The organism is Psychrobacter sp. ASPA161_9 (assembly GCF_051970275.1).
Lineage (GTDB): Bacteria > Pseudomonadota > Gammaproteobacteria > Pseudomonadales > Moraxellaceae > Psychrobacter.
This window is the reverse complement of the sequence record NZ_JBEFNI010000008.1, coordinates 137407-157210: the sequence shown is the minus strand read 5'-3', so window position 1 is coordinate 157210 and position 19804 is coordinate 137407. Positions and strand designations below refer to the sequence as shown.

Genomic DNA, 19804 nt, shown 5'->3' with positions numbered 1-19804 from the left:
CGGTTAATAAATTAGTGAACAGGCTAGATAAGACTGACGCTAACTATGATGAAAAAACGCTAACAGTACAGGTGATTGTTAATATTAAAGACACTCGCAAAGAACAATAGATTAAGAGAATGTCTACCAAACTATAGATATTATGGGATAACCTAATTAAAAATACTGATTCAAATCAATGACTTCTTGGTCTTATTTTCCTTTTTATGATTAGGTTTATTTTCAAACATATAAAAGCCTATCTTTAACTGGTCGTGCCATTCTTTTTCCGGCACAGCTTTATATGGACTGTTAGTAACTTATCTCTTTCTAATATTTTATTTGAGACTTGTTGCAATACGTCAACTAAGAAAAATAACACCATTGTTGCAAGGGTTATTATAGATATAACATAAAGTATAATATACCGCAATATATATTCGGATATTAGAATATATACGTTTTTATATAATAAGAAATATCCAAAATAGTCAGCTTTTCTTGGAGGAGAGTTAATTTTCTAGGTAGTAACAAGACGTGGTTTTGTACTAGATCAGAGCGTTCAAACGAGCTTAGTGTAGAGGCGTATACTTTGTTAGCACTGACCTATTTCAAATTAGTAAAGGCAAAAATATCTACCAAGTTTTTCTCTAGGCTTTCGTTAGCATCGCTCATGCTTTTACAGGTCTGATTTTCCAGCAAGTAAGTTGTTAAAATCTCTGTTATCCAATCTCATCTCATACTATAATCCTATAAACATGAATTTTATTCATCTTATGTTTAAATAGTATCGTTTTTATTCATGTAATGGTTTAGGTATGATTCATCTCATACAGAAATTTGGCTTTATCTCAAATAATGAGAGTAGATTAGGGTAGCGGATTATCATGAGTAAACAGTTTACATATTCCATCTCGAGCATTCGTTTTGATGAAAACTATCAGCCTGCAGACAGCACACGTCTGACGACTAACTTTGCGAATTTGGCGCGTGGCGAGAGACGTCAAGAGAACTTACGCAAAACGCTGACTATGATAAATAACCGTTTTAATGATCTCGCGCATTGGGATAACCCAACCGCTGACCGTTATTCCGTTGAAGTTGATATCATCTCTGCAGACTTAGATATCGAAGGCAATGGCCATACATTTCCAGTCATTGAGACGTTAAAAACAACAATTATCGATCATAAAGAAAACAAGCGTATTGACGGTATGATTGGCAACAGCTTCTCATCTTATGTGCGCGATTATGACTTTAGCATCGTATTGCCAGAACATTTTGAGAAAAACCCAAAATCGCCACCAGCAGCCGATTTTGGCGATTTGCACGGCAAACTGTTTCAACACTTATTGAACTCAGAGGCCTACAAAGCCAACTTTAACAAACAACCTGTGATTTGTCTGAGTGTGTCAAGCAGTAAAGTCTATCAGCGTACTGGCAATCAGCATCCTGTATTAGGGGTTGAATACAAGCAAGATGAGTACTCCTTAACCGATGACTATTTCCATAAAATGGGCTTAACGGTGCGCTACTTCATGCCTGCAGGTAGTGTTGCGCCTTTAGCATTTTACTTCGCCGGTGACTTGCTGAGTGATTACACCGACCTTGAGTTAATCAGTGCTATCAGTACGATGGAGACCTTCCAAAAGATTTACCGCCCTGAAATTTATAATGCCAACTCAACCGCGGGTCACGTATATCAGCCAAGTTTGAAGTACCAAGATTATTCACTGACTCAAATTGTCTATGACCGCGAAGAGCGCAGCCAAATGGCGGTGACGCAAGGCAAATTTACGGAAGATGAGTTCATTAAACCGTATCAGGCTATTCTTGATGAGTGGGCGGCAAACTATGTTGTGACAAGTGAAACTGTGCAAAAAGAAGCGGTAAAAAAACACGCGGCTTAATAGACCTTTATCAACCGACATATAAAAAACTAAAAGACTAAAATATAAAAGAGTAACCAATATGGAATTATTATTACCGACCTCAACCGCGGGCAGCTTACCGAAACCTTCTTGGTTGGCAGAACCTGAGAAAATCTGGTCACCTTGGGCATTAGAAGGGGAGCAACTGCTTGAAGCCAAACAAGATGCGCTACGTTTGACATTGCAAGAACAAAAACATGCTGGGATAGATATTGTCAGTGATGGCGAGCAGACCCGTCAGCATTTTGTGACCACCTTTATTGAACATTTAGATGGCGTAGATTTTGAGAATCGTAAAACCGTTAAAATTCGTGATCGTTATGAGGCCAGTGTGCCGTCAGTCGTTGGTGCTGTCAGCCGTCAAAAACCAGTATTTGTGGACGATGCTAAATTTTTACGTCAGCAAACCGACCAGCCAATCAAATGGGCGCTGCCCGGTCCTATGACGATGATTGATACGCTATATGATGGTCATTATAAAAGCCGTGAAAAATTGGCTTGGGAATTTGCTAAAATCCTCAATCAAGAAGCCAAAGAGTTGGAGGCAACTGGGGTGGATATAATCCAATTCGATGAGCCAGCCTTTAACGTGTTCTTTGATGACGTCAACGACTGGGGTATTGCCACATTAGAGCGTGCAATAGAAGGTCTAAAGTGTGAAACGGCAGTACATATTTGCTATGGCTACGGCATCAAAGCTAATAATGATTGGAAAAAGACACTGGGTTCAGAATGGCGTCAATATGAGCAAGCCTTTCCTAAACTGCAACAATCTAATATCGATATTGTCTCACTTGAATGCCAAAACTCACATGTACCGATGGATTTGATTGAATTGATTCGTGGTAAAAAAGTGATGATTGGTGCCATTGATGTGGCAACCAATACCATTGAGACACCTGAGCAGGTAGCCGATACACTACGCAAAGCCTTGCAATTTGTCGATGCGGATAAGCTTTATCCTTCGACCAACTGCGGCATGGCACCTTTGTCGCGCCAAGTGGCACAAGGCAAACTAAAGGCGTTAAGTGCAGGCACTGCAATCGTGCGTCAAGAACTGACGGCTTAGAGTTTATTAACTCAGCTTATGCAAAATTTAATTCTTCTAGGCTGAGTTTTTAAATTGAATGATGCTTATTGAAGTTCAGTCGTTGAGGAAATTACATTTAAAGAATTTCCCTTGCGAAACTAAAATTGAAGCACAATTTTTTAACGTTTCTCAGGATTACAGCAATGATTAAAGATATGATTGAAGCCAACGATTTTAGAGATGCCATGTCTCTATTAACGACTGCGGTCAATGTTGTCACCACAAGAGGGGCGTCTGGCACTCATGGCTTTACCGCATCTGCGGTATGTAGCGTCACTGATAGCCCGCCAACCTTGCTAGTTTGTATGAATCAGGCAGCTCGGTCACATGCACATTTTCTTGAAAACAAAACATTAAGTGTCAATGTGTTAGGCGCACAGCATGAATCCATATCCAATGCCTTCGCTTCTAAATTATGCTCAGAAGAACGATTTGAATATGGTTCTTGGACTGAGTTAGCCACAGGTGCCCCTGTTTTAGAAGATGCGTTGATCAGTTTTGATTGCGAAATTGAAGACATTCAAGAAGTGGGTACGCATAGTGTATTTATGTGCCGAGTCGTTGCCATCAAAAATGGTTATCAAGACAGCGACCAACAGAGCGGAGCTAGTGAAAGCTTGGTGTATTTCAACCGCGCTTACCATCAAGTAGGTCAAGTAGAAATTGTTTAAGCTGACTTTCTGACATTGATTATTTAATTGTCATCTAACTATAGTCAGCTCAATATAAAGAAGATACAGTGAAACTGGTACAAATTTTTCTAGCTTGCTGTGCCTACGCCGACAGAGGCTACAAAAAATTCATTCTAGTTTCACGTTGTAAGATAACGTATCCATGTTATTTAGCATCGACTATAAAACTATCATTTAACCGAGAAGTAACTATCCTGTGGAATTAATCATTTTCTTAATAATAGGTGCTCTAGCAGGATTTGCTGCGGGGCTGTTTGGCGTGGGCGGTGGCACGATCATCGTACCGTTATTATTTATTGTCTTTACGCAAATGGGCTACAGTCCTGACAACATCATGCATTTGGCCTTAGGCACTTCATTGGCGACCATCATTGTCACTTCTATCAGCTCGTTAATGGCACATAATAAAAAGGGCGCCGTCATGTGGCCTATTTTTAAGAATTTAGCACCAGGCTTAGCGATTGGTTGCTTTTTGGGCGCGGGAATAGCAGGACAAATATCTGGGCTATATCTTCAGCTCATTGTGGGTGTGTTTTTGCTTTGGGTCGCTTATAAGATGTTTTTTGGTGGCAAAAAACAGGTCGCTAGTCAGGCTAATGATGTCAATAATGCCAACCATACTAATATAGAACTGCCTTCAAAACCCAAGCAATTAGCGGCAGGCGGAGTTATTGGCGTTGCTTCGGCCATTTTCGGTATCGGCGGCGGCAGCTTAACGGTGCCTTATCTCACGCGCTACGGTGTGGTCATGCAAAAAGCAGTCGGTACATCAGCTGCGTGTGGACTGCCGATTGCCATTGCGGGTGCGTTAGGGTTTATGTTCTTTGGAATGCAACAGCAAGTCGATGTCCCTAATACTATTGGCTTTGTCCATATTTATGCTTTTTTAGGTATTAGCATTATGAGTTTTTTCACCGCTAAGCTAGGTGCAAAAGTTGCTCATATACTATCGCCAGAAATTTTGAAGAAATGCTTTTCGGTATTGTTAACCGTCGTGGGATTTTACTTCCTTTACAAGGGGCTGGTTTGAGCATTTATATCGATGTATTCAAGATGCAAAGTTCACGAACGGAATTGTATTGCTTAGTACCGAAAATCGTGCCTAGTCTAATATAAGTAGTTCCATGACAACGGTCTACTTTGAGTAGTCTATAAATGTACCTACAGGCATATCAGACTGGTTCCCTTGGGGTATACCTTAACTAGCAATCTTACGAACTAGTAGAGTAAGTTTGTCTTTACCATTATCAACTGTAGCTTCCTTATCATAAGCGACGGTCGTTTCTTGTTCAGTAAGCTCGTCACCAACTTTAAGAGCCGTAATGACTTTAGCAGTATGCTCATTATATGGCTTTACTATCAGGTTATACTGAAACTCAGTGTCAACAGCGATTGATGCCATCTCCTCAGCATTTACAAGCATCACAGGTGAAGCAATTAACTCACCATCTTTAAATACAGAAGTAGAAACCTTATAGGAATCAGCAGCAAAGCTTGACCCTGACGCCAACACAGCAGCTAATAACAAACCTATTTTTACTTGCATCTTAATTTCCTTGTTTAAAATAAACTCAAAGAGACAGCTATGATGTTTCTTAGCTAACTCTTTGAGTGAGTAATCAATTTACCTATTGGACAATGTTTGTAGCAAGCTAAAAGCTGGCTGTATTTCATGCATTCCATGACAGAAGCGCCATACATTGAAAGCGACATATTAATTCTTTAGTGCAAATGTCGGCGCGACCAAATAACTATTATCAAAGGCACGCAAACTTCTCAATTGATATTTAAAAATCTCGATGCATGTACACCACAAAGTACACTATCGCTATTTCAGTAGGTCAATGCATTGAATTACGTAGCGTACAACCAAGCTTTCAAGTCCTCACTAGGGACTCAAACCCTCAACAATAGCGCCAGTATTTGCAGTCTTTCTTATTTTAAAACTTGCTAACCACTGTAAATCCAGTATTTCGACTGCTTTGATATAACTCTCCAAGATCAACCCTAAACCTAACACTGCTTAAACCTCAGCACTCTCTACCCAAGAAAATTCTTTTAAAATGTTCATCCATTGCTCATCCAATTCTGCTTTTAGCAACAAGGGCTCACCAGTAACAGGATGACTAAGCGCTAAACTCTGGGCATGCAGTAGCATGCGCGTGCAACCATATTGACTACGAAAAAATCGATTGTGCCGTCCGTCGCCGTGGCTGGTATCACCCACTATGTGATGGAATAAATGTCTCATGTGCCGACGCAGCTGATGCTTGCGCCCGGTCTCGGGTGTTAAGCGCATTAGACTATAGCGGCTAGTGTCATGCTTTTTTGACACAGCAAATGGCAGCTCAACTTGTGCCAAACGTCGCCAATGGGTCACCGCCTCTTGAGCGGGTTTGTCCAAGTTGGCAAACTTATCAGCGATGGCATCGGGCTTAAAGCTCAACGCATAATCAACGGTGCCCTGCTCTGGCATAAAGCCGCGCACCACGGCTAGATATTGCTTGGTAACTTTGTGTTCAGTAAAAGCCTCGGTAAGACTGCGCGCCACAGCTGAGCTCTTGGCAAACAACAACACGCCTGAGGTAGGCTTGTCTAATCTATGCACCGGAAATACATGGCAACCTACCGCATCACGGGTGAGTTGCAAGGCAAAGCGCGTCTCGCCTTTATCCAGCCAACTACGATGCACTAATAGACCAGCTTCTTTATTAATCGCCACCAGAAACTCATCTTCATAGATAATTTCTATTTGGTTAGCGGTATCGCTTTCGATATCCATGTTTTCAGTGCCCATACTTTAGATACTATTACTTTAAATACTGTCATTATATATCTACTATCTTTTATACATATCCTTTTTATCGCATCTGTAGTGCCATAATAAATTTGGACTGTGATTCAGAGAAAATACGCGGTACACCAATGAGTAGTGATTAGAATCAACCATATGTAAGTAAGTTTGACGATCGTAAATACACTCTCAAAGACAGCTTCTTATTTCCATAAGAGACGTTATGGTAAATGGATTTAGACGTTAGTATTTTAATCTTTTTCAATGTGCTTGCCAGCTTAATATAATGGTTATATTGAAGTATCCCCAAATTATTGAGATTTTCCATTTTTTTTATTCAAAAAAAATCCTCCGCCATCTAGTTTATGTAAGGTGGCGGAGGATTCAGTATGATAGGTAATTATCTATCATACTAGAAATGTTCTAAATCCTTGATAAATATAGAAGCTGTAAATGGCTAATAATAATTAACTATCATTCTAGTTTAGTTAATCTTACTTATTGAGCTTAATATTTAGTAATTAGCTATCATACTGATGTTCCAATATTATTGACGGCTTCTATTTTAAATGCGGCGCTATATTTGATACGTTGGGTATCAAGATGCAGGATCTATTTTTTAGATTAATCGAGCTATCTCCAATTCCAATATTACCGAGAGCGTACTTGTGAAGAATGATCCGCTTAGGGCCCTCTGAACTCGGGAAGAATTTAAAAAGCGGGCTGAACTGTCAGTCTTGTTGCATTGAGTTTAAGGCTTCAGTTCTAGCTCGGCGTTGGCGAAGTCATCCGAATTAGAATTGAACACCTATTCTTTGCCGTCGTCGAGCGTCACTTTCTTGCCATCGTCGTACTGTTGTACTACTACAGTCTTTCCCTGAACCTGGCAGCGGGCGATGGCGTATGGAGAGAGTTCGGCCCCAAAGTCACGGTAGGCCCAGCGAACCAAGGATGCAGACATGATAATGAGTACTGGTATCATCGGTAGCGCTACCAGGATAGTGGAGGTCTGAACCGCTTTGAGGCCGCCAACGGATAGGAGCCCTACACCAACCAAGGCAAGCATAAGGGTCCACAAGATACGATTCCATCTGGCGGGCTCTTCATAACCGGTGAGTTCCTTGGTGCAGATCGATGCCAGCATGTAGGCGGAAGAATCTACAGTTGTGGCCAGAAATACAAAGCATAGCAGTGTGAATAACGGGATTACCAACCATGCTACTGGCAAGGTTTTCAAGATCGCTACGACTGTTGCCGGTATGCCATCGCTGCTCAGAATCGTCTGCAGATCGACTGCTCCACTAAGCTGCAGGTCAATAGCATAACCGCCCCAGATTGCAAAGAAGGCCCAGCAGCCGAGGGTACCCCAGACTACGCCATTAACGATTATGTTCTTAATGGTACGACCGCGCGAGATACGTGCTACAAACAACCCCATCATAGGCGCGTAAGCGATCCACCAAGCCCAGTAGAAGATGGTCCAGCTCTCGGGGAAGCCACCCTTTGCCACTGGATCAGTCCAGAAGTTAATGCGGAAAAAATTATCTAAGAACAATCCTACACTGTTAGTCCAAAGGTTCAACAGAAAGATCGTTGGCCCCACAATCAAGACAAAAAACAGCAGCAGAAAACCTAGCGCCGCATTGATATTTGATAGCGTCTGAATTCCCTTGTTCAGACCGTTATAAACACTCCAGGCTATCATCGCGGTCCAGGCGGTCAGGATCCCCATCTGCAATCCAAACGAATCTGCCAGTCCGAACATCTCCTGAAAGAGGGCGGACACCAAAGGCACGGAAAGTCCCAGAGAGGTTCCCACACCACCGACTATCGAAAAGATCACAATGACGTCGATCAGCTTACCGATAGGGCCGTCCACCGCTTTTCCGAGTATACCGCGGCAGGCTTCGCTGAGGCGCAATACATTGACCTTGCGTACGTACAGAACATACGCCATAGGCAGGGCAGGCATCAGATACAGCGCCCAAGGCACTACGCCCCAATGGAACATCGGATACATGGCTGCCCATTCGGCTGCCTCAGTGGTGCCGCCTTCGATACCCAAAGGCGGGCCTGAGAAGAGGTAGAGCGGTTCTACAAAGGCCCAGTTGCAGATTGAGATGCCGATTCCTGCACAGAACAGCATGGCAATCCAAGGAACGGTCCTGAACTCCGGCTGCTCGTCGGGTGCGCCCATTTTGATCCGCCCCAGAGGGCCGTATGCAAGCCAGACCATAAAAAAGAAACTGCCGATTCCGGTTAGCAAGTAAAGCCAACCGAAGGTGCCGGTGAACGAACTTAAAAGTCCATCAACAGCGGCTTTTCCCGCCTCCGGATATAAAGCAAGAGGAATGCTTGCAGCTAAAATAGCAATTATCGAAGACCAGAAAATTCCCGGGTCGATCGTTAATTTATTGTTTTTTTGAACGGTATTCATTACCTTTACCTCGCACGTAGTCCTTTAGGGAGGGGTACCTCAAGTTTTATTTGTTATTGCTTGAGGTAATTATTACTAGCACTGTCAATTATTGGTGCCTTATATTTTTCTAATGTTTAAAAAATCGTTTCAATAAAAGTGTGTGTGAACCGGTAGAAAGAAGCTACTGTTGTAATCGAACCAAGGCATCGGCAGCGACTGCACCTTTACCTTTAGGCCTGACCATCAAGGGGTTGATATCCAGTTCGGTAACACTGTTCCAGTGATCCATAGCAAAATCAGCTACGGCCATAATGGCATCTACTACGGCTTCCAAGTCGCCTTCCGGGTGGCCTCGAAAACCCCGCAGCAACGCGCTGCCTTTGAGTGATAGAACAGCCGTACTAGCGGCTTCGCGGGTAATTGGCAGCAGCATAATTGCACTGTCGTTGAGCAGGTTGACCAGAATGCCGCCCGTACCAACAATCAGTGCCAGTCCGAACTGTTCATCTCGTTTGAGGCCAATGATCAGCTCGCCAACAAAGTCTGAAATCATAGGTTCGATCAGAAAGCGGGCATCGGCGAGCCCCTGTTCGGCTAGGCGGCCCGCCATTACCTCAACAGCGCTGGCCACGGCGCTGCCATCTTTAAGATTGAGCATGACGGCCCCAGCCTCGGTCTTGTGAGCCAGCCTGTCGCTGACCCCTTTCATCACCACAGGGTAGCCAACTTCGTCCGCTGCTTCTACCACATCTGCTTTGTTTACACAGCGACCGCCGGGTAGTTGCAGGCCATAGCGGCCAACCAGTTGCTTAGAGGCCCACTCATCTAGCATCTTGCTCTCGCCTTCCACCAATAAAGGCCCGCGCAGAAGTAATTGCTCAGGGTCATCCATTGCGGCCACTTGACGGCGGCGCTCGCCATAACGCACAAGCCGTGCCAACGCTGCAACACCGTCTTTCAGGCTTTGCAATGGTGCAATACCAGCTTTCGCTAACCGCTGGCGGGCGTTCTCCGGCATTAGTTCGCTGAGGTTAGAGATCACGGCGCAGGTCTTGGGGTGGTTGGCGTGAGCGGCAATTAAAGAATCAACCGCCACTTGCCATTCGTGATCGTCACCAATGCCCTGTTTGGGGAAGTCTAACGCTAATACGGTAGCGTCACAGTCGCCCTCCATCATAATGCCAAATACCTCGGTACAGGCTTCAAGGTTGCCCCAAATCGAGGTGTTGTAGTCTAAGGGGTTGGAAAGACTGGCAAAATCGGGCAACCATTCACCTAGTTTTTGTTCCTGTACCTTGGATAAGCTTGGTAGCTGAAGCTTATAATGATCCAGACTATCGGCTAGCATGGCGCTATCACCGCCGGAGCAGGTCAGCACGCCGATACGATCCCCTTTGGGAAGTTCGCACAGAGAGGCAATCTTCAGGGTTTCAAGCAGCTCAGACAAAGAGTGCACACGAAGGATGCCCAGCCTATCAAACATTGCCTGATACATATCATCAGAGCCCGCTAAGGAGCTGGTATGACTCATGGTCAGCTGGGTGCCGATCTCCGAAGTGCCTGCCTTGAGCACTACCAGAGGAACGCCTTTCTCTAAAGCCTTCAAGGCCGCACGGCTGAACGTTTCAATATCTTTTAACCCCTCGATATAAAAACCGATGGCGGTTACACGATCGTCTTCGAGCAGTGGCTCGATATAGTCGCCTGCGCCTAATACTGCCTGATTGCCAACGCTGATTACATGGGTGATTGAAAGTGAGCGGCCGTGCATGGTCAGATTCAGCGCTACGTTACCACTTTGGCTGATGATAGCGACGCCTTTATCGGTACGCTCACCACAAAGGCGGTCCGGCCATAACGCGACGCCGTTGGTAAAATTTAGCAAGCCATAGCAATTGGGGCCTACTAATGCCATATCTCCGGCCGCTTCTATCAGTGAGTCTTGCAGTTCATCGCCATTGTTGCCTACCTCAGCAAAGCCAGCGGCGTAACAAACCACGCCGCCGCACCCACTTTTATTCAGGTCGGCGACGGCTTGAACCGTCAGCTTAGCATTGATGGATACGAACGCCGCGTCAGGAGTGCCAGGTAAATCATCAATGCTGGCGAAACAGGGTATATCAGCGATTTCATCGTACTTGGGATTAACCACCCATATTTCGCCATCAAAGCCGATGTCTCGAGTGTTTTGGATAGGAAGTGCCAAGTTGGAACCGCCAATAAATACAATACTGCGCGGTGAAAGCAGTCGTTGAAGATTTTCATGTTTTGTCATGATTAGAAACCTTATAAGCCCAAAAAAAGAGTTAGGGCGCGCTCGTGCGAGCCCTAGGGGACTTACCAACCAGTGTAAATATCGAGGCCACGCTTCTTAATTTGGCCGCTGATAATGACACGTTGGATTTCTGAAGTGCCTTCCCAGATTCGGTCGACTCGGGTGTCACGCCACAAACGCTCAACTGCTTGTTCACGCATATAACCGCGACCACCCAGAATTTGTACAGCCTTGTCGCAAACTCGGCCCACCATTTCGGAACAATACAGCTTCAATGCTGCCGCTCTGGCGTGATTAAGCTTGCGGTCGCTGGTCTGGTCGATTTCCCAGCTCAGTCGGTAGAGCATAGACTTGGCGGCCATGATTTCGACGCCCATATCAGCCAGCATGAATTCGATCGCTTGAAAGTTATTAATTGGCTGGCCGAATTGGATGCGTTCGGCGGCAAACTTGTTTGCTTCTTCAGCGGCTCGAATGGCGCCACCAACGCAACGGGCTGCTATTCCTAGGCGCGCTTCAACAAACCAATCCTTGGTCATATCGTAGCCTTGGCCGATTTCGCCCAGAATTTTGTCTTCTCCAACAATCACGTCGTTGAAGATGTACTCAGGGTGCTTGAACGCAAAATGGTGGGTATAAAGCGGTGTACGTTTGAGCTCTACACCAGGCAAGTTCTTTTCAACAAAAAATACGGTGGGTTTGGTTGAATCACCATCTACGTGAGCGTGTACCAGAATATAATCGGCAATGTCTCCGATGGTTACGAACCACTTCTCACCGTTGATTTTCCAGCCACCCTCGACCTTGTCTGCACGTGTCATGCACTGAGTCGGGTCAGAGCCTGCATCGGCTTCAGTAATGGCATAGGCGTCGCGACGTTTGCCCTGACAAGTCGGGATTAAATATTCTTCTTTTTGCGCCTGAGTAGCGAAGCGCATGGGATAAGAGGGATACCAAAGCGCGTCCCAGATGGCGCCAGTGGCTTTGCCTAGTTGCTCGTTGAGAATGGTCTGTTCAAAGATACTAAAGCCTTGGCCGCCATCTTCCTTGCTATGGTTTGGTGCGTTAAAGCCCCACGCCAATGTGGCATCGATAATCTTTTGGTGAGTTTCACGGCTGATGCCGTCATTTTCTTCACACTCCATTTCATGGGGGAAGAGAACGGTTTCGGTAAATTCTTTGGCTTTTGCCTGCAGTTCAAGATGCTCTTTGGAAAGATTAAAATCCATTGTAAAGTCTCCAGGGAATGTTAGTGTTGATGATGATGTGCCGTTTGTTTACGGGCCTAAACTATTATTTACTCTACGCAGGAGTGCAAGGGTGTGGTTGACCAAAAACGACGTATTTATCGTGAAATACGACAATGAACGGTGTCGTTTTGTGGCGTAAAATCTGTTCTGTCGTTTTGGTGCATTTTTATGACGATTTTGTGCAATGGGTATATCGGGCTTTGCGCTAAGGTGGTGGCAATGGAACAACCAATACAAAAACAACAGAGGGATTGAACAACATGTCAGTGTCTGTACATACCGAACACAGGGGCTCAGCGTTATTAATCACCTTGAATCGCCCCAAAGCTAATGCGATAGACTGCGCCACAAGTTTTGAGCTTTACGAGGCCTTGGCTGAATTTGAGCAGAACCCTTCTCTTCAGGTTGCGATTATTACTGGAGCCGGCCAACGCTTCTTTTCAGCGGGCTGGGATCTTAAAGGCGCCGCCGCGGGGGAAGCGGTAGATGCTCACCACGGCCCTGGTGGTTTTGCCGGGCTGACCGAACTTTTCAGTCTGACCAAGCCTGTTATTGCCGCCGTTAACGGCATGGCAGTTGGTGGTGGTTTTGAACTGGTTTTGGCCTGCGATTTAATCGTGGCAGCTGACCATGCTCAGTTCTTCCTACCCGAAGCTCAGATTGGTATTGTTCCCGATTCAGGTGGCGTGTTTCGTCTGCCCAAGCGGTTGCCTCGAGCAGTTGCTATGGAGATGCTACTAACGGGTAGTCGCCTGAGTGCAGAGGAGGCTCTGCGGTGGGGATTAGTGAACGCTGTTGTTGCCCCGGACGAATTGATAGCGACGGCACTGGCGCTGGCCGGACGAGTCGCTGCAAGTGCTCCCTTAGCTCAACAGGCAATCATGGAACTAGTCTCCGCCGGAGAATCAATTTCCGTGCAGCAAGCGTTTGAACTTCAGCGTAGTGGATCGCTGCCGGCTTACAAACGCATGCTTCAATCACAGGATGCCGAAGAAGGCAGCAATGCTTTTGCGGAAGGCCGCCCCCCAATCTGGAAAGGGTGTTAAAAGGAGATAGGTTATGGAAAATATATTTAGAACTGATTTGTTTGCCGGTAAAACGGTTTTGATAACCGGTGGCGGGAGCGGCATTGGCTTGGCAATAGCTCGTAATTTCGGCACTTTGGGGGCTCGGGTGGTGATTGCGGCTCGAGACCAGGAGCGATTGATTGAAGCGGGACAGAGCCTGCGTGAGGCTGGTGTCGATGCGATCGAACTGGCAGTCAATATCCGCGATAGCGACTCTGTGGCAGGTCTAATAGAACAGCTGGAGCTACAGGGAATTGGTATTGATGTATTGGTTAATAACGCTGGTGGACAATTTGCTGCGCCTGCCCTAGAGCTCTCTGCCAATGGCTTTCGGTCGGTTGTTGACCTTAACCTCACCGGCACTTTTCTTATGTGTCAGGCTTTTGCCCGGCACTGTATGAACCGTAAGCTACCCGGATGTATCATTAATATTGTTTTGTGCCAGGCCAACGGGCTGCCCGGTATGGCGCACGCGGGTGCTGCCAGAGAAGGTGTCGTCAACTTAACCCGAACTTTAGCTTGGGAGTGGTCAAATCTTGGTATTCGAGTGAATGCCGTGGCACCGGGCACTATTAAGACTGAAGCATTGGATCAGTATGACCCAGTTGCGCTGCAGGATGGCATCAATAAGCTACTGATAAAGCGCATGGGCTTACCCGAAGAAGTTGCTCAATCAGTAGCTTATTTGGCATCACCTGCTGCTAGTTTTATCACCGGCACATGTCTCGCCCTGGATGGTGGTGAACACTTGACAGGCGCGTCTCCGCAACGCTAATCAAAGGATGAATTCTATGCCCTGTTATGAGTTTGAAGGTTTGATTCCGGTGGTGCATCCCAGTGCTTATGTTCACCCCACAGCAGTGCTAATCGGTGATGTGATTGTTGGCCCTAATGTTTACATTGCCCCGCTAGCATCTCTGCGTGGAGACTATGGCCGCTTAATCTTAGAGGATGGTTCCAATCTTCAGGACAGTTGTGTGATGCATGGATATTGCGACACCGACACCGTTGTTGAGGCTAACGGCCATATTGGGCACGGCGCAATTCTTCATGGCTGCATAGTAAAGCGTAATGCGCTAGTGGGTATGAATGCGGTAGTGATGGACGGTGCCATTATTGGTGAGGACAGCATAGTTGCCGCCGGCAGTTTTGTTAAGGCCGGCTTTAAAGGGGCACCCCGCCAGTTGTTGGTAGGTTCGCCTGCCAAAGTAATTCGTGAGGTTAGCGAACAGGACTTGCATTGGAAAGGCCTCAATACAAAAGAATATCAGGCGCTGGTCTGGCGCTCAGCCGCGAGCATGAACGTGGTTTCGCCACTGCTGGAGATGGAAGCGGATCGCCCTAGACTCAAAGGAGTGACCGTCGTACAACCCAAAGTATGAGACAGAATCAAAGCGATATATTCAAGATTTTTTGATGCATGTCAACGGTCTTCACTCGGGCTGCGAGCGAACTGTTTGCGGTAGCTTCGGGTGAAATGGGGAGCTGAATTGAATCCGCAGATGATTCTGATTTCAGAAATGCTCAAGCTGGACTCTTTCAGCAACTGTCGAGATCGTTCTAGCCGCAACTTCATGTAATAGCCAGAAGGTGAATCGTTCAGAAAACTGCGAAACAGGCGTTCCATCTGCCGAACGGAAATGTGGGCGTATTTTGCCAGCTCTTTGGTGGACAAGGGCGACTCCAGATTTGCTTCCATCTTCTCCAACACGCGCAGAAGGCGTGGATGGTATATTTTGAGCCGTGCGGATAAGTCGATGCGTTGCTTGTCCGATTTCTGACGGATACCACTTTTTATAAACTGTTCACAAACCTTGATTGCGAGAGCATGGCCGAGCTCTGTCTGAATGATATAAAGCATCATATCGATGGCAGAGGTTCCGCCGGCACAGGTGATCAGATTGTGCTCCACTTCAAACAGCTCGTTGGTGAGTTCCAGTTCGGGATGATCTTCCTGAAAGGAAGGTGCTGCTTCCCAGTGCAGGGCTATTCTGTGCTTTTTCAGAAGCCCGGCTGCAGCCAGAAGGTAGCAGCCGGTGTCTATGGCACCGATTAAAGAACCCACGCGGTGGAGTTTTCTGAGCCAGGCCACGGTGTCGTCCCGGATATAATCTTTCGGATTAAAGCTGGAGCAGACAAAAAGATTAAGGGGGGTTGCGGCATCCCGGATAGCAACCGTTTGTTGCAATGCCAGTAGGTTGCTCGCTGCCACCGGTGGGCCGTCCTCGGAAAGCAGTTGCCAGCGAAAAATCTCGCGGCCGGCAAGGCGGTTGGCTACTCGCATTGGCTCAATGGCAGACATCAGGGCTACCATTGCATATTCAGGTAAAAGCAGAAAGGAAATGGTAAAGGCGCCATCGTTATCAGGATTTAGGATCATAGTGATAAGCCAAGTTTTACTGAATACTATAACAGACAACGGAACATGTAAGTATTTACATCAGATAAATTTATTTGCCCCCGAATTCAGTTTTTTAGGCTAAATCCATTCAGTTATTTCTCATCTAGCTTGCTTGCCAGAAAGCAGTGATGATTGGAATTCAGAAATGAGCACAGCTCTTTGTTCAGAGGGTATAGTCGAAACGGAGTTTGTGGCACAGCCAGCTATCAGCACAGCGGATAGTGGGAGAATAGCAAAAATAATCTTCAAGTTACATCGGGTTCTTTCTACTCTTGTTATTCACAAAAAAATCCTCCGCCATCTAATTTATATAAGATGGCGGAGGATTCAGTATGAATCTTTATTACTTAGTATGATACTTTATTACTCGCGTACATATGCTTTTTAGTGAACGATAAACCTACTCAACAGTAACCGATTTTGCCAAGTTACGTGGCTGATCGACGTCGGTGCCACGCATAACAGCTACATGATACGACAACAGCTGTACAGGGACACTATAAACGATCGGTGCTAGTATTTCGCAGACATCCGGTACATAGACCACGTGCAAGCGATCTTCTGCAACCATTTGGCTGGCTTCACTGGCGAATACAAACAGTTCACCATGGCGCGCATGTACCTCTTGCATATTGGCTTTGAGCTTATCAAACATACTGTCTTTCGGTGCAAGTACGACGATTGGCATGTCTTTATCTACCAATGCCAATGGACCGTGCTTAAGCTCGCCTGCTGCGTAACCTTCTGCATGGATATAAGAGATTTCTTTCAGCTTAAGCGCCCCTTCCAAGGCAATTGGGAACTGCAAACCACGACCCAAGAACAAACAGCTCTTTTTCTCTTCAAAGCTTTCACTCATTATTTTAATAGGCGCATCAAGCTTTAAGCTGGCATGAAGCTGACCAGGTAGCTTATGCAAGTTTTCTAGCAGCGATGATAAACGCTCATTATCGATACGATTTTGTACGACCCCAATCTTCAATAATAGTAGTACTAGTGCTACGAGCTGGGTAGTGAAGGCTTTGGTAGAAGCAACACCAATTTCAGGCCCTGCAAGCGTCGGCAAGAAAATATCAGTTTCACGTACTAGCGATGACGTTGGCACGTTACATAGTGCTAAGCTCACTAAACCTGTTGGACTATGCTTTTGGATCTCGCGTAGCGCCGATAAGGTATCAGCGGTTTCGCCAGATTGTGAGATACAAACAACTAGCGAGTTATCAACGACGACAGGATTACGATAGCGGAACTCACTAGCAATTTCGACCGAGCATGGCAGACGTGTTAAATTCTCAAACCAATATTTTGCAACCATACCCGCGTGATAGCTGGTACCACAAGCGAGTACTTGGATGTGTTGAATACCAGCGAGCTTTGTTTCATGACGCTGTAAAAAGTCATCACGTAGCTTAGTTGTTTCACCGTTATCTACCGCCATCTCAACCGTACGGGCAACTGCGTCTGGCTGCTCATAGATTTCTTTAAGCATATAATGCTTAAATTCGCCTTTATCTGCATTATGCTGCTTGGCATCTATCTCATGAATTTTGCGACTGACTTCTACGCCGTCCGCATAAACACGAATACGATCACGAGTAATGTTAGCAATATCGCCTTCTTCTAGATACATAAAGCGGTTGGTGACTGGCAATAACGCTAACTGATCCGAAGCAATAAAGTTCTCACCGATACCCACGCCAATCACTAATGGAGAACCCAAACGTACTGCAATCAGCTCTTCTGGGCTATCGACATGAACAATACCAAGAGCGAATGCGCCATGTAATAGTGGAATAACAGCGCGAACGGCTTCTAGTAAGTCAGACGTCTCTTGATAGATATCATTAACTAGATGGGCGACTACTTCAGTATCTGTTTGAGAAGTAAACACATAGCCTTTGGCGATCAAGTCTTCTTTTAGCTCAGCATAGTTTTCGACGATACCGTTGTGGACTACCGCGATTTTACCTGAGACATGCGGGTGAGCATTACGTTGAGCAGGCTCACCATGAGTCGCCCAGCGCGTATGTGCAATACCGATATGACCGTCAAAATTTGCTGGATCATCAGCGACCGCATTGACTAATGCCAATACTTTGCCGACTTGACGTTCGCGATGTAATTCACCGTTACGAATGACAGTCAGACCAGCGGAATCATAACCTCTATATTCTAGACGTTTGAGACCTTCGAGTAAAATATTAGCGATATTACGCTCAGCAACTGCGCCTACAATTCCGCACATAGCTATTCCTTAATTTAGATGTATGATGATATTAGGTAAATTAAATTAAATTAAATTAATAAGTAATAAGGGTGACAATATTGATTTAGATGTTGGTTTATCAATACGCCCTAAAATTAGTAAGCAGCACCACAAAAATTGCCGCGCTGCCTAAGTTTGCCCAAACATCGCTGTCAGTAGCTTAACTATTTTGACTTTTTAGTCGGACGTTGGAAGTCAGCCTTTTGAACCTGACGAGCACGGCCTAAGCCTAGAGCATTACTATCAACATCATTGGTAATCACAGAACCAGCAGCAATAGTAGCGGTATCACCGATCGTTACTGGTGCCACTAAACTAGCATTCGAGCCTATAAAAGCATTATCTTTAATGATGGTTTGCGATTTATTGACGCCATCGTAATTACAAGTAATAACACCAGCACCGACATTAACGTCAGCGCCTACGGTTGCATCACCAACATAGCTGAGATGATTAATTTTACTGCCATGACCAATCGTTGATTTTTTGATTTCTACGAAATTACCCACTTTACTGTTATCGGACAATACTGTTTCAGGACGCAAGTTTGCAAAAGGCCCAATGTCAACGCCAGCACCGACTTCAGCACGATCAATGACGCAATAAGGTTTAAGATGGCAAGCATTACCAATTTGCGCGTTTTTGATGATACAGCCGGCTTCGATATAGACATTGTCACCTAATGTACAATCACCCTCGAATACCACACCAACATCGACGAATACGTCCTGACCTGCTGTCAATGTGCCACGGATGTCGACACGAGTAGGGTCGGCAAACTGTACACCAGCTTCTTGCAAGTCAGCTACTAGCTTGTTCTGCCATGTGCGCTCTAAGCTGGCAAGCTGTTGACGGTTATTGACGCCTTCAATCTCAAACGTATGCTCAGGCTCAATGGCAGCAATCGTAACGCCATCAGCGACTGCCATTTTGACAATATCAGTCAGATAATATTCTTGTTGTGCATTGTCGTTTGACAGTTCAGGCAAATATTTATGCAACAATGCGTTATCAACGCAGTAAATTCCACTATTGATTTCTTGAATGCTCTGTTCATCTGTACTAGCATCTTTTTGCTCGACAATAGCTTCGATGTTTCCTGATGCATCACGCTTGATACGACCAAGCCCAAATGGGTTATCTACGGTTAATGTCAGCATAGACATACCGGCAGTATTGGCCGCTTGTAATGTCGCCAAGGTCTGGCAGCTTACTAATGGTACATCACCATATAAAATAAGGCTTTGACCGTCTTTTGGTAGTTGCTCTAAAGCAACTTTAACGGCATGGCCAGTTCCTAACTGTTCAGTCTGTGCGACCCACGTAATTGGTAGGTGCGCATACTTATCATCCATCGCAGTTTGTACTTGATCGCCACCAAAGCCATATACGACGATAGTCTTGGCTACGGTTAATTCATCGCAAGTATCTAGAACATGACCAAGTAAAGGTTTGCCTGCCAATGTCTGTAAGACTTTTGGCTTTGCAGACTGCATGCGCGTGCCTTTTCCGGCAGCAAGGATAATTACAGAAAGGGAATTTGTCATAATTACTCTATAGTAGGTGTAACAAAATATAAGGATATTATAACGCAAATGTCGGGAAATTACATATTCATTTAAGTGAATATTATGGAGCTT

At 45.4% G+C, this 19804-nt stretch carries 15 protein-coding genes; 7 read left to right on the top strand and 8 right to left on the bottom strand.

From position 1 onward, the window contains the following. Positions 1-866 precede the first annotated feature (866 nt). From ACTQ9S_RS10620 to ACTQ9S_RS10605, 4 genes are all read left to right on the top strand, one after another. Positions 867-1889, top strand: coding sequence for a DUF1852 domain-containing protein (locus ACTQ9S_RS10620; RefSeq protein ID WP_440454914.1), 1023 nt, complete (start codon positions 867-869; stop codon positions 1887-1889). Positions 1890-1950: 61 nt separating this feature from the next. Beyond that, positions 1951-2979, top strand: coding sequence for a methionine synthase (locus tag ACTQ9S_RS10615; RefSeq protein WP_440454913.1), 1029 nt, complete (start codon positions 1951-1953; stop codon positions 2977-2979). A 176-nt stretch (positions 2980-3155) separates the two neighbouring features. Further along, positions 3156-3671 carry a flavin reductase gene (locus ACTQ9S_RS10610; RefSeq protein ID WP_440454928.1) on the top strand — a complete coding sequence of 172 codons (516 nt, stop codon included), beginning with the start codon at positions 3156-3158 and terminating at the stop codon, positions 3669-3671. Positions 3672-3888: 217 nt separating this feature from the next. Next, positions 3889-4722, top strand: coding sequence for a sulfite exporter TauE/SafE family protein (locus ACTQ9S_RS10605; RefSeq protein WP_440454912.1), 834 nt, complete (start codon positions 3889-3891; stop codon positions 4720-4722). A 168-nt stretch (positions 4723-4890) separates the two neighbouring features. Here the strand turns inward: ACTQ9S_RS10605 and ACTQ9S_RS10600 are convergent, their stop codons facing one another. The 5 genes from ACTQ9S_RS10600 to ACTQ9S_RS10580 all read right to left on the bottom strand — a co-directional run bounded on the left by ACTQ9S_RS10600 (position 4891) and on the right by ACTQ9S_RS10580 (position 12409). Next, entirely contained in the window at positions 4891-5238 is a 348-nt protein-coding gene (locus tag ACTQ9S_RS10600) for a hypothetical protein (protein WP_068038567.1), read from the bottom strand. Positions 5239-5715: 477 nt separating this feature from the next. After that, a complete protein-coding gene (gene truC / locus ACTQ9S_RS10595; RefSeq protein WP_068329804.1) occupies positions 5716-6489 on the bottom strand; it encodes a tRNA pseudouridine(65) synthase TruC in 774 nt (257 codons plus the stop codon). An 805-nt stretch (positions 6490-7294) separates the two neighbouring features. Further along, positions 7295-8923, bottom strand: coding sequence for a BCCT family transporter (locus tag ACTQ9S_RS10590; protein ID WP_068038561.1), 1629 nt, complete (start codon positions 8921-8923; stop codon positions 7295-7297). Positions 8924-9086: 163 nt separating this feature from the next. After that, complete coding sequence (locus ACTQ9S_RS10585) at positions 9087-11180, bottom strand: acetate--CoA ligase family protein (RefSeq protein WP_440454911.1); 2094 nt, start codon at positions 11178-11180, stop codon at positions 9087-9089. 62 nt (positions 11181-11242) lie between these two features. Continuing rightward, the gene (locus tag ACTQ9S_RS10580) at positions 11243-12409 is read right to left on the bottom strand and encodes an acyl-CoA dehydrogenase family protein (RefSeq protein ID WP_068038555.1); all 1167 of its coding nucleotides are present in this window, start codon (positions 12407-12409) and stop codon (positions 11243-11245) included. 281 nt (positions 12410-12690) lie between these two features. On the opposite strand from ACTQ9S_RS10580, the gene ACTQ9S_RS10575 reads away from it, so the two are divergent. From ACTQ9S_RS10575 to caiE, 3 genes are read left to right on the top strand one after another with little or no spacing between them, the layout of a single operon-like run. Then, positions 12691-13476, top strand: coding sequence for an enoyl-CoA hydratase-related protein (locus ACTQ9S_RS10575; protein ID WP_068038552.1), 786 nt, complete (start codon positions 12691-12693; stop codon positions 13474-13476). 13 nt (positions 13477-13489) lie between these two features. Then, positions 13490-14272 carry an SDR family oxidoreductase gene (locus tag ACTQ9S_RS10570; RefSeq protein ID WP_068038549.1) on the top strand — a complete coding sequence of 261 codons (783 nt, stop codon included), beginning with the start codon at positions 13490-13492 and terminating at the stop codon, positions 14270-14272. Positions 14273-14288: 16 nt separating this feature from the next. Continuing rightward, positions 14289-14879, top strand: a complete 591-nt coding sequence (gene caiE, locus ACTQ9S_RS10565) for a carnitine operon protein CaiE (RefSeq protein ID WP_350657287.1) — start codon at positions 14289-14291, stop codon at positions 14877-14879. A gap of 41 nt (positions 14880-14920) precedes the next feature. Here the strand turns inward: caiE and ACTQ9S_RS10560 are convergent, their stop codons facing one another. The 3 genes from ACTQ9S_RS10560 to glmU all read right to left on the bottom strand — a co-directional run bounded on the left by ACTQ9S_RS10560 (position 14921) and on the right by glmU (position 19711). Beyond that, positions 14921-15877, bottom strand: coding sequence for a GlxA family transcriptional regulator (locus tag ACTQ9S_RS10560; RefSeq protein WP_068038541.1), 957 nt, complete (start codon positions 15875-15877; stop codon positions 14921-14923). A gap of 421 nt (positions 15878-16298) precedes the next feature. After that, complete coding sequence (gene glmS, locus ACTQ9S_RS10555; RefSeq protein ID WP_068038533.1) at positions 16299-18143, bottom strand: glutamine--fructose-6-phosphate transaminase (isomerizing); 1845 nt, start codon at positions 18141-18143, stop codon at positions 16299-16301. 185 nt (positions 18144-18328) lie between these two features. Beyond that, complete coding sequence (gene glmU, locus ACTQ9S_RS10550) at positions 18329-19711, bottom strand: bifunctional UDP-N-acetylglucosamine diphosphorylase/glucosamine-1-phosphate N-acetyltransferase GlmU (protein WP_440454910.1); 1383 nt, start codon at positions 19709-19711, stop codon at positions 18329-18331. Positions 19712-19804: the final 93 nt, after the last annotated feature.

Excerpts from the sequence above, each read along its gene's own strand:
- ACTQ9S_RS10620 (WP_440454914.1), top strand. The coding sequence starts at position 867 with ATGAGTAAACAGTTTACATATTCCATCTCGAGCATTCGTTTTGATGAA.
- ACTQ9S_RS10615 (WP_440454913.1), top strand. The coding sequence starts at position 1,951 with ATGGAATTATTATTACCGACCTCAACCGCGGGCAGCTTACCGAAACCT.
- ACTQ9S_RS10610 (WP_440454928.1), top strand. The coding sequence starts at position 3,156 with ATGATTGAAGCCAACGATTTTAGAGATGCCATGTCTCTATTAACGACT.
- ACTQ9S_RS10600 (WP_068038567.1), bottom strand. The coding sequence starts at position 5,238 with ATGCAAGTAAAAATAGGTTTGTTATTAGCTGCTGTGTTGGCGTCAGGG.
- truC (WP_068329804.1), bottom strand. The coding sequence starts at position 6,489 with ATGGGCACTGAAAACATGGATATCGAAAGCGATACCGCTAACCAAATA.
- ACTQ9S_RS10590 (WP_068038561.1), bottom strand. The coding sequence starts at position 8,923 with ATGAATACCGTTCAAAAAAACAATAAATTAACGATCGACCCGGGAATT.
- ACTQ9S_RS10585 (WP_440454911.1), bottom strand. The coding sequence starts at position 11,180 with ATGACAAAACATGAAAATCTTCAACGACTGCTTTCACCGCGCAGTATT.
- ACTQ9S_RS10580 (WP_068038555.1), bottom strand. The coding sequence starts at position 12,409 with ATGGATTTTAATCTTTCCAAAGAGCATCTTGAACTGCAGGCAAAAGCC.
- ACTQ9S_RS10575 (WP_068038552.1), top strand. The coding sequence starts at position 12,691 with ATGTCAGTGTCTGTACATACCGAACACAGGGGCTCAGCGTTATTAATC.
- ACTQ9S_RS10570 (WP_068038549.1), top strand. The coding sequence starts at position 13,490 with ATGGAAAATATATTTAGAACTGATTTGTTTGCCGGTAAAACGGTTTTG.
- caiE (WP_350657287.1), top strand. The coding sequence starts at position 14,289 with ATGCCCTGTTATGAGTTTGAAGGTTTGATTCCGGTGGTGCATCCCAGT.
- ACTQ9S_RS10560 (WP_068038541.1), bottom strand. The coding sequence starts at position 15,877 with ATGATCCTAAATCCTGATAACGATGGCGCCTTTACCATTTCCTTTCTG.
- glmS (WP_068038533.1), bottom strand. The coding sequence starts at position 18,143 with ATGTGCGGAATTGTAGGCGCAGTTGCTGAGCGTAATATCGCTAATATT.
- glmU (WP_440454910.1), bottom strand. The coding sequence starts at position 19,711 with ATGACAAATTCCCTTTCTGTAATTATCCTTGCTGCCGGAAAAGGCACG.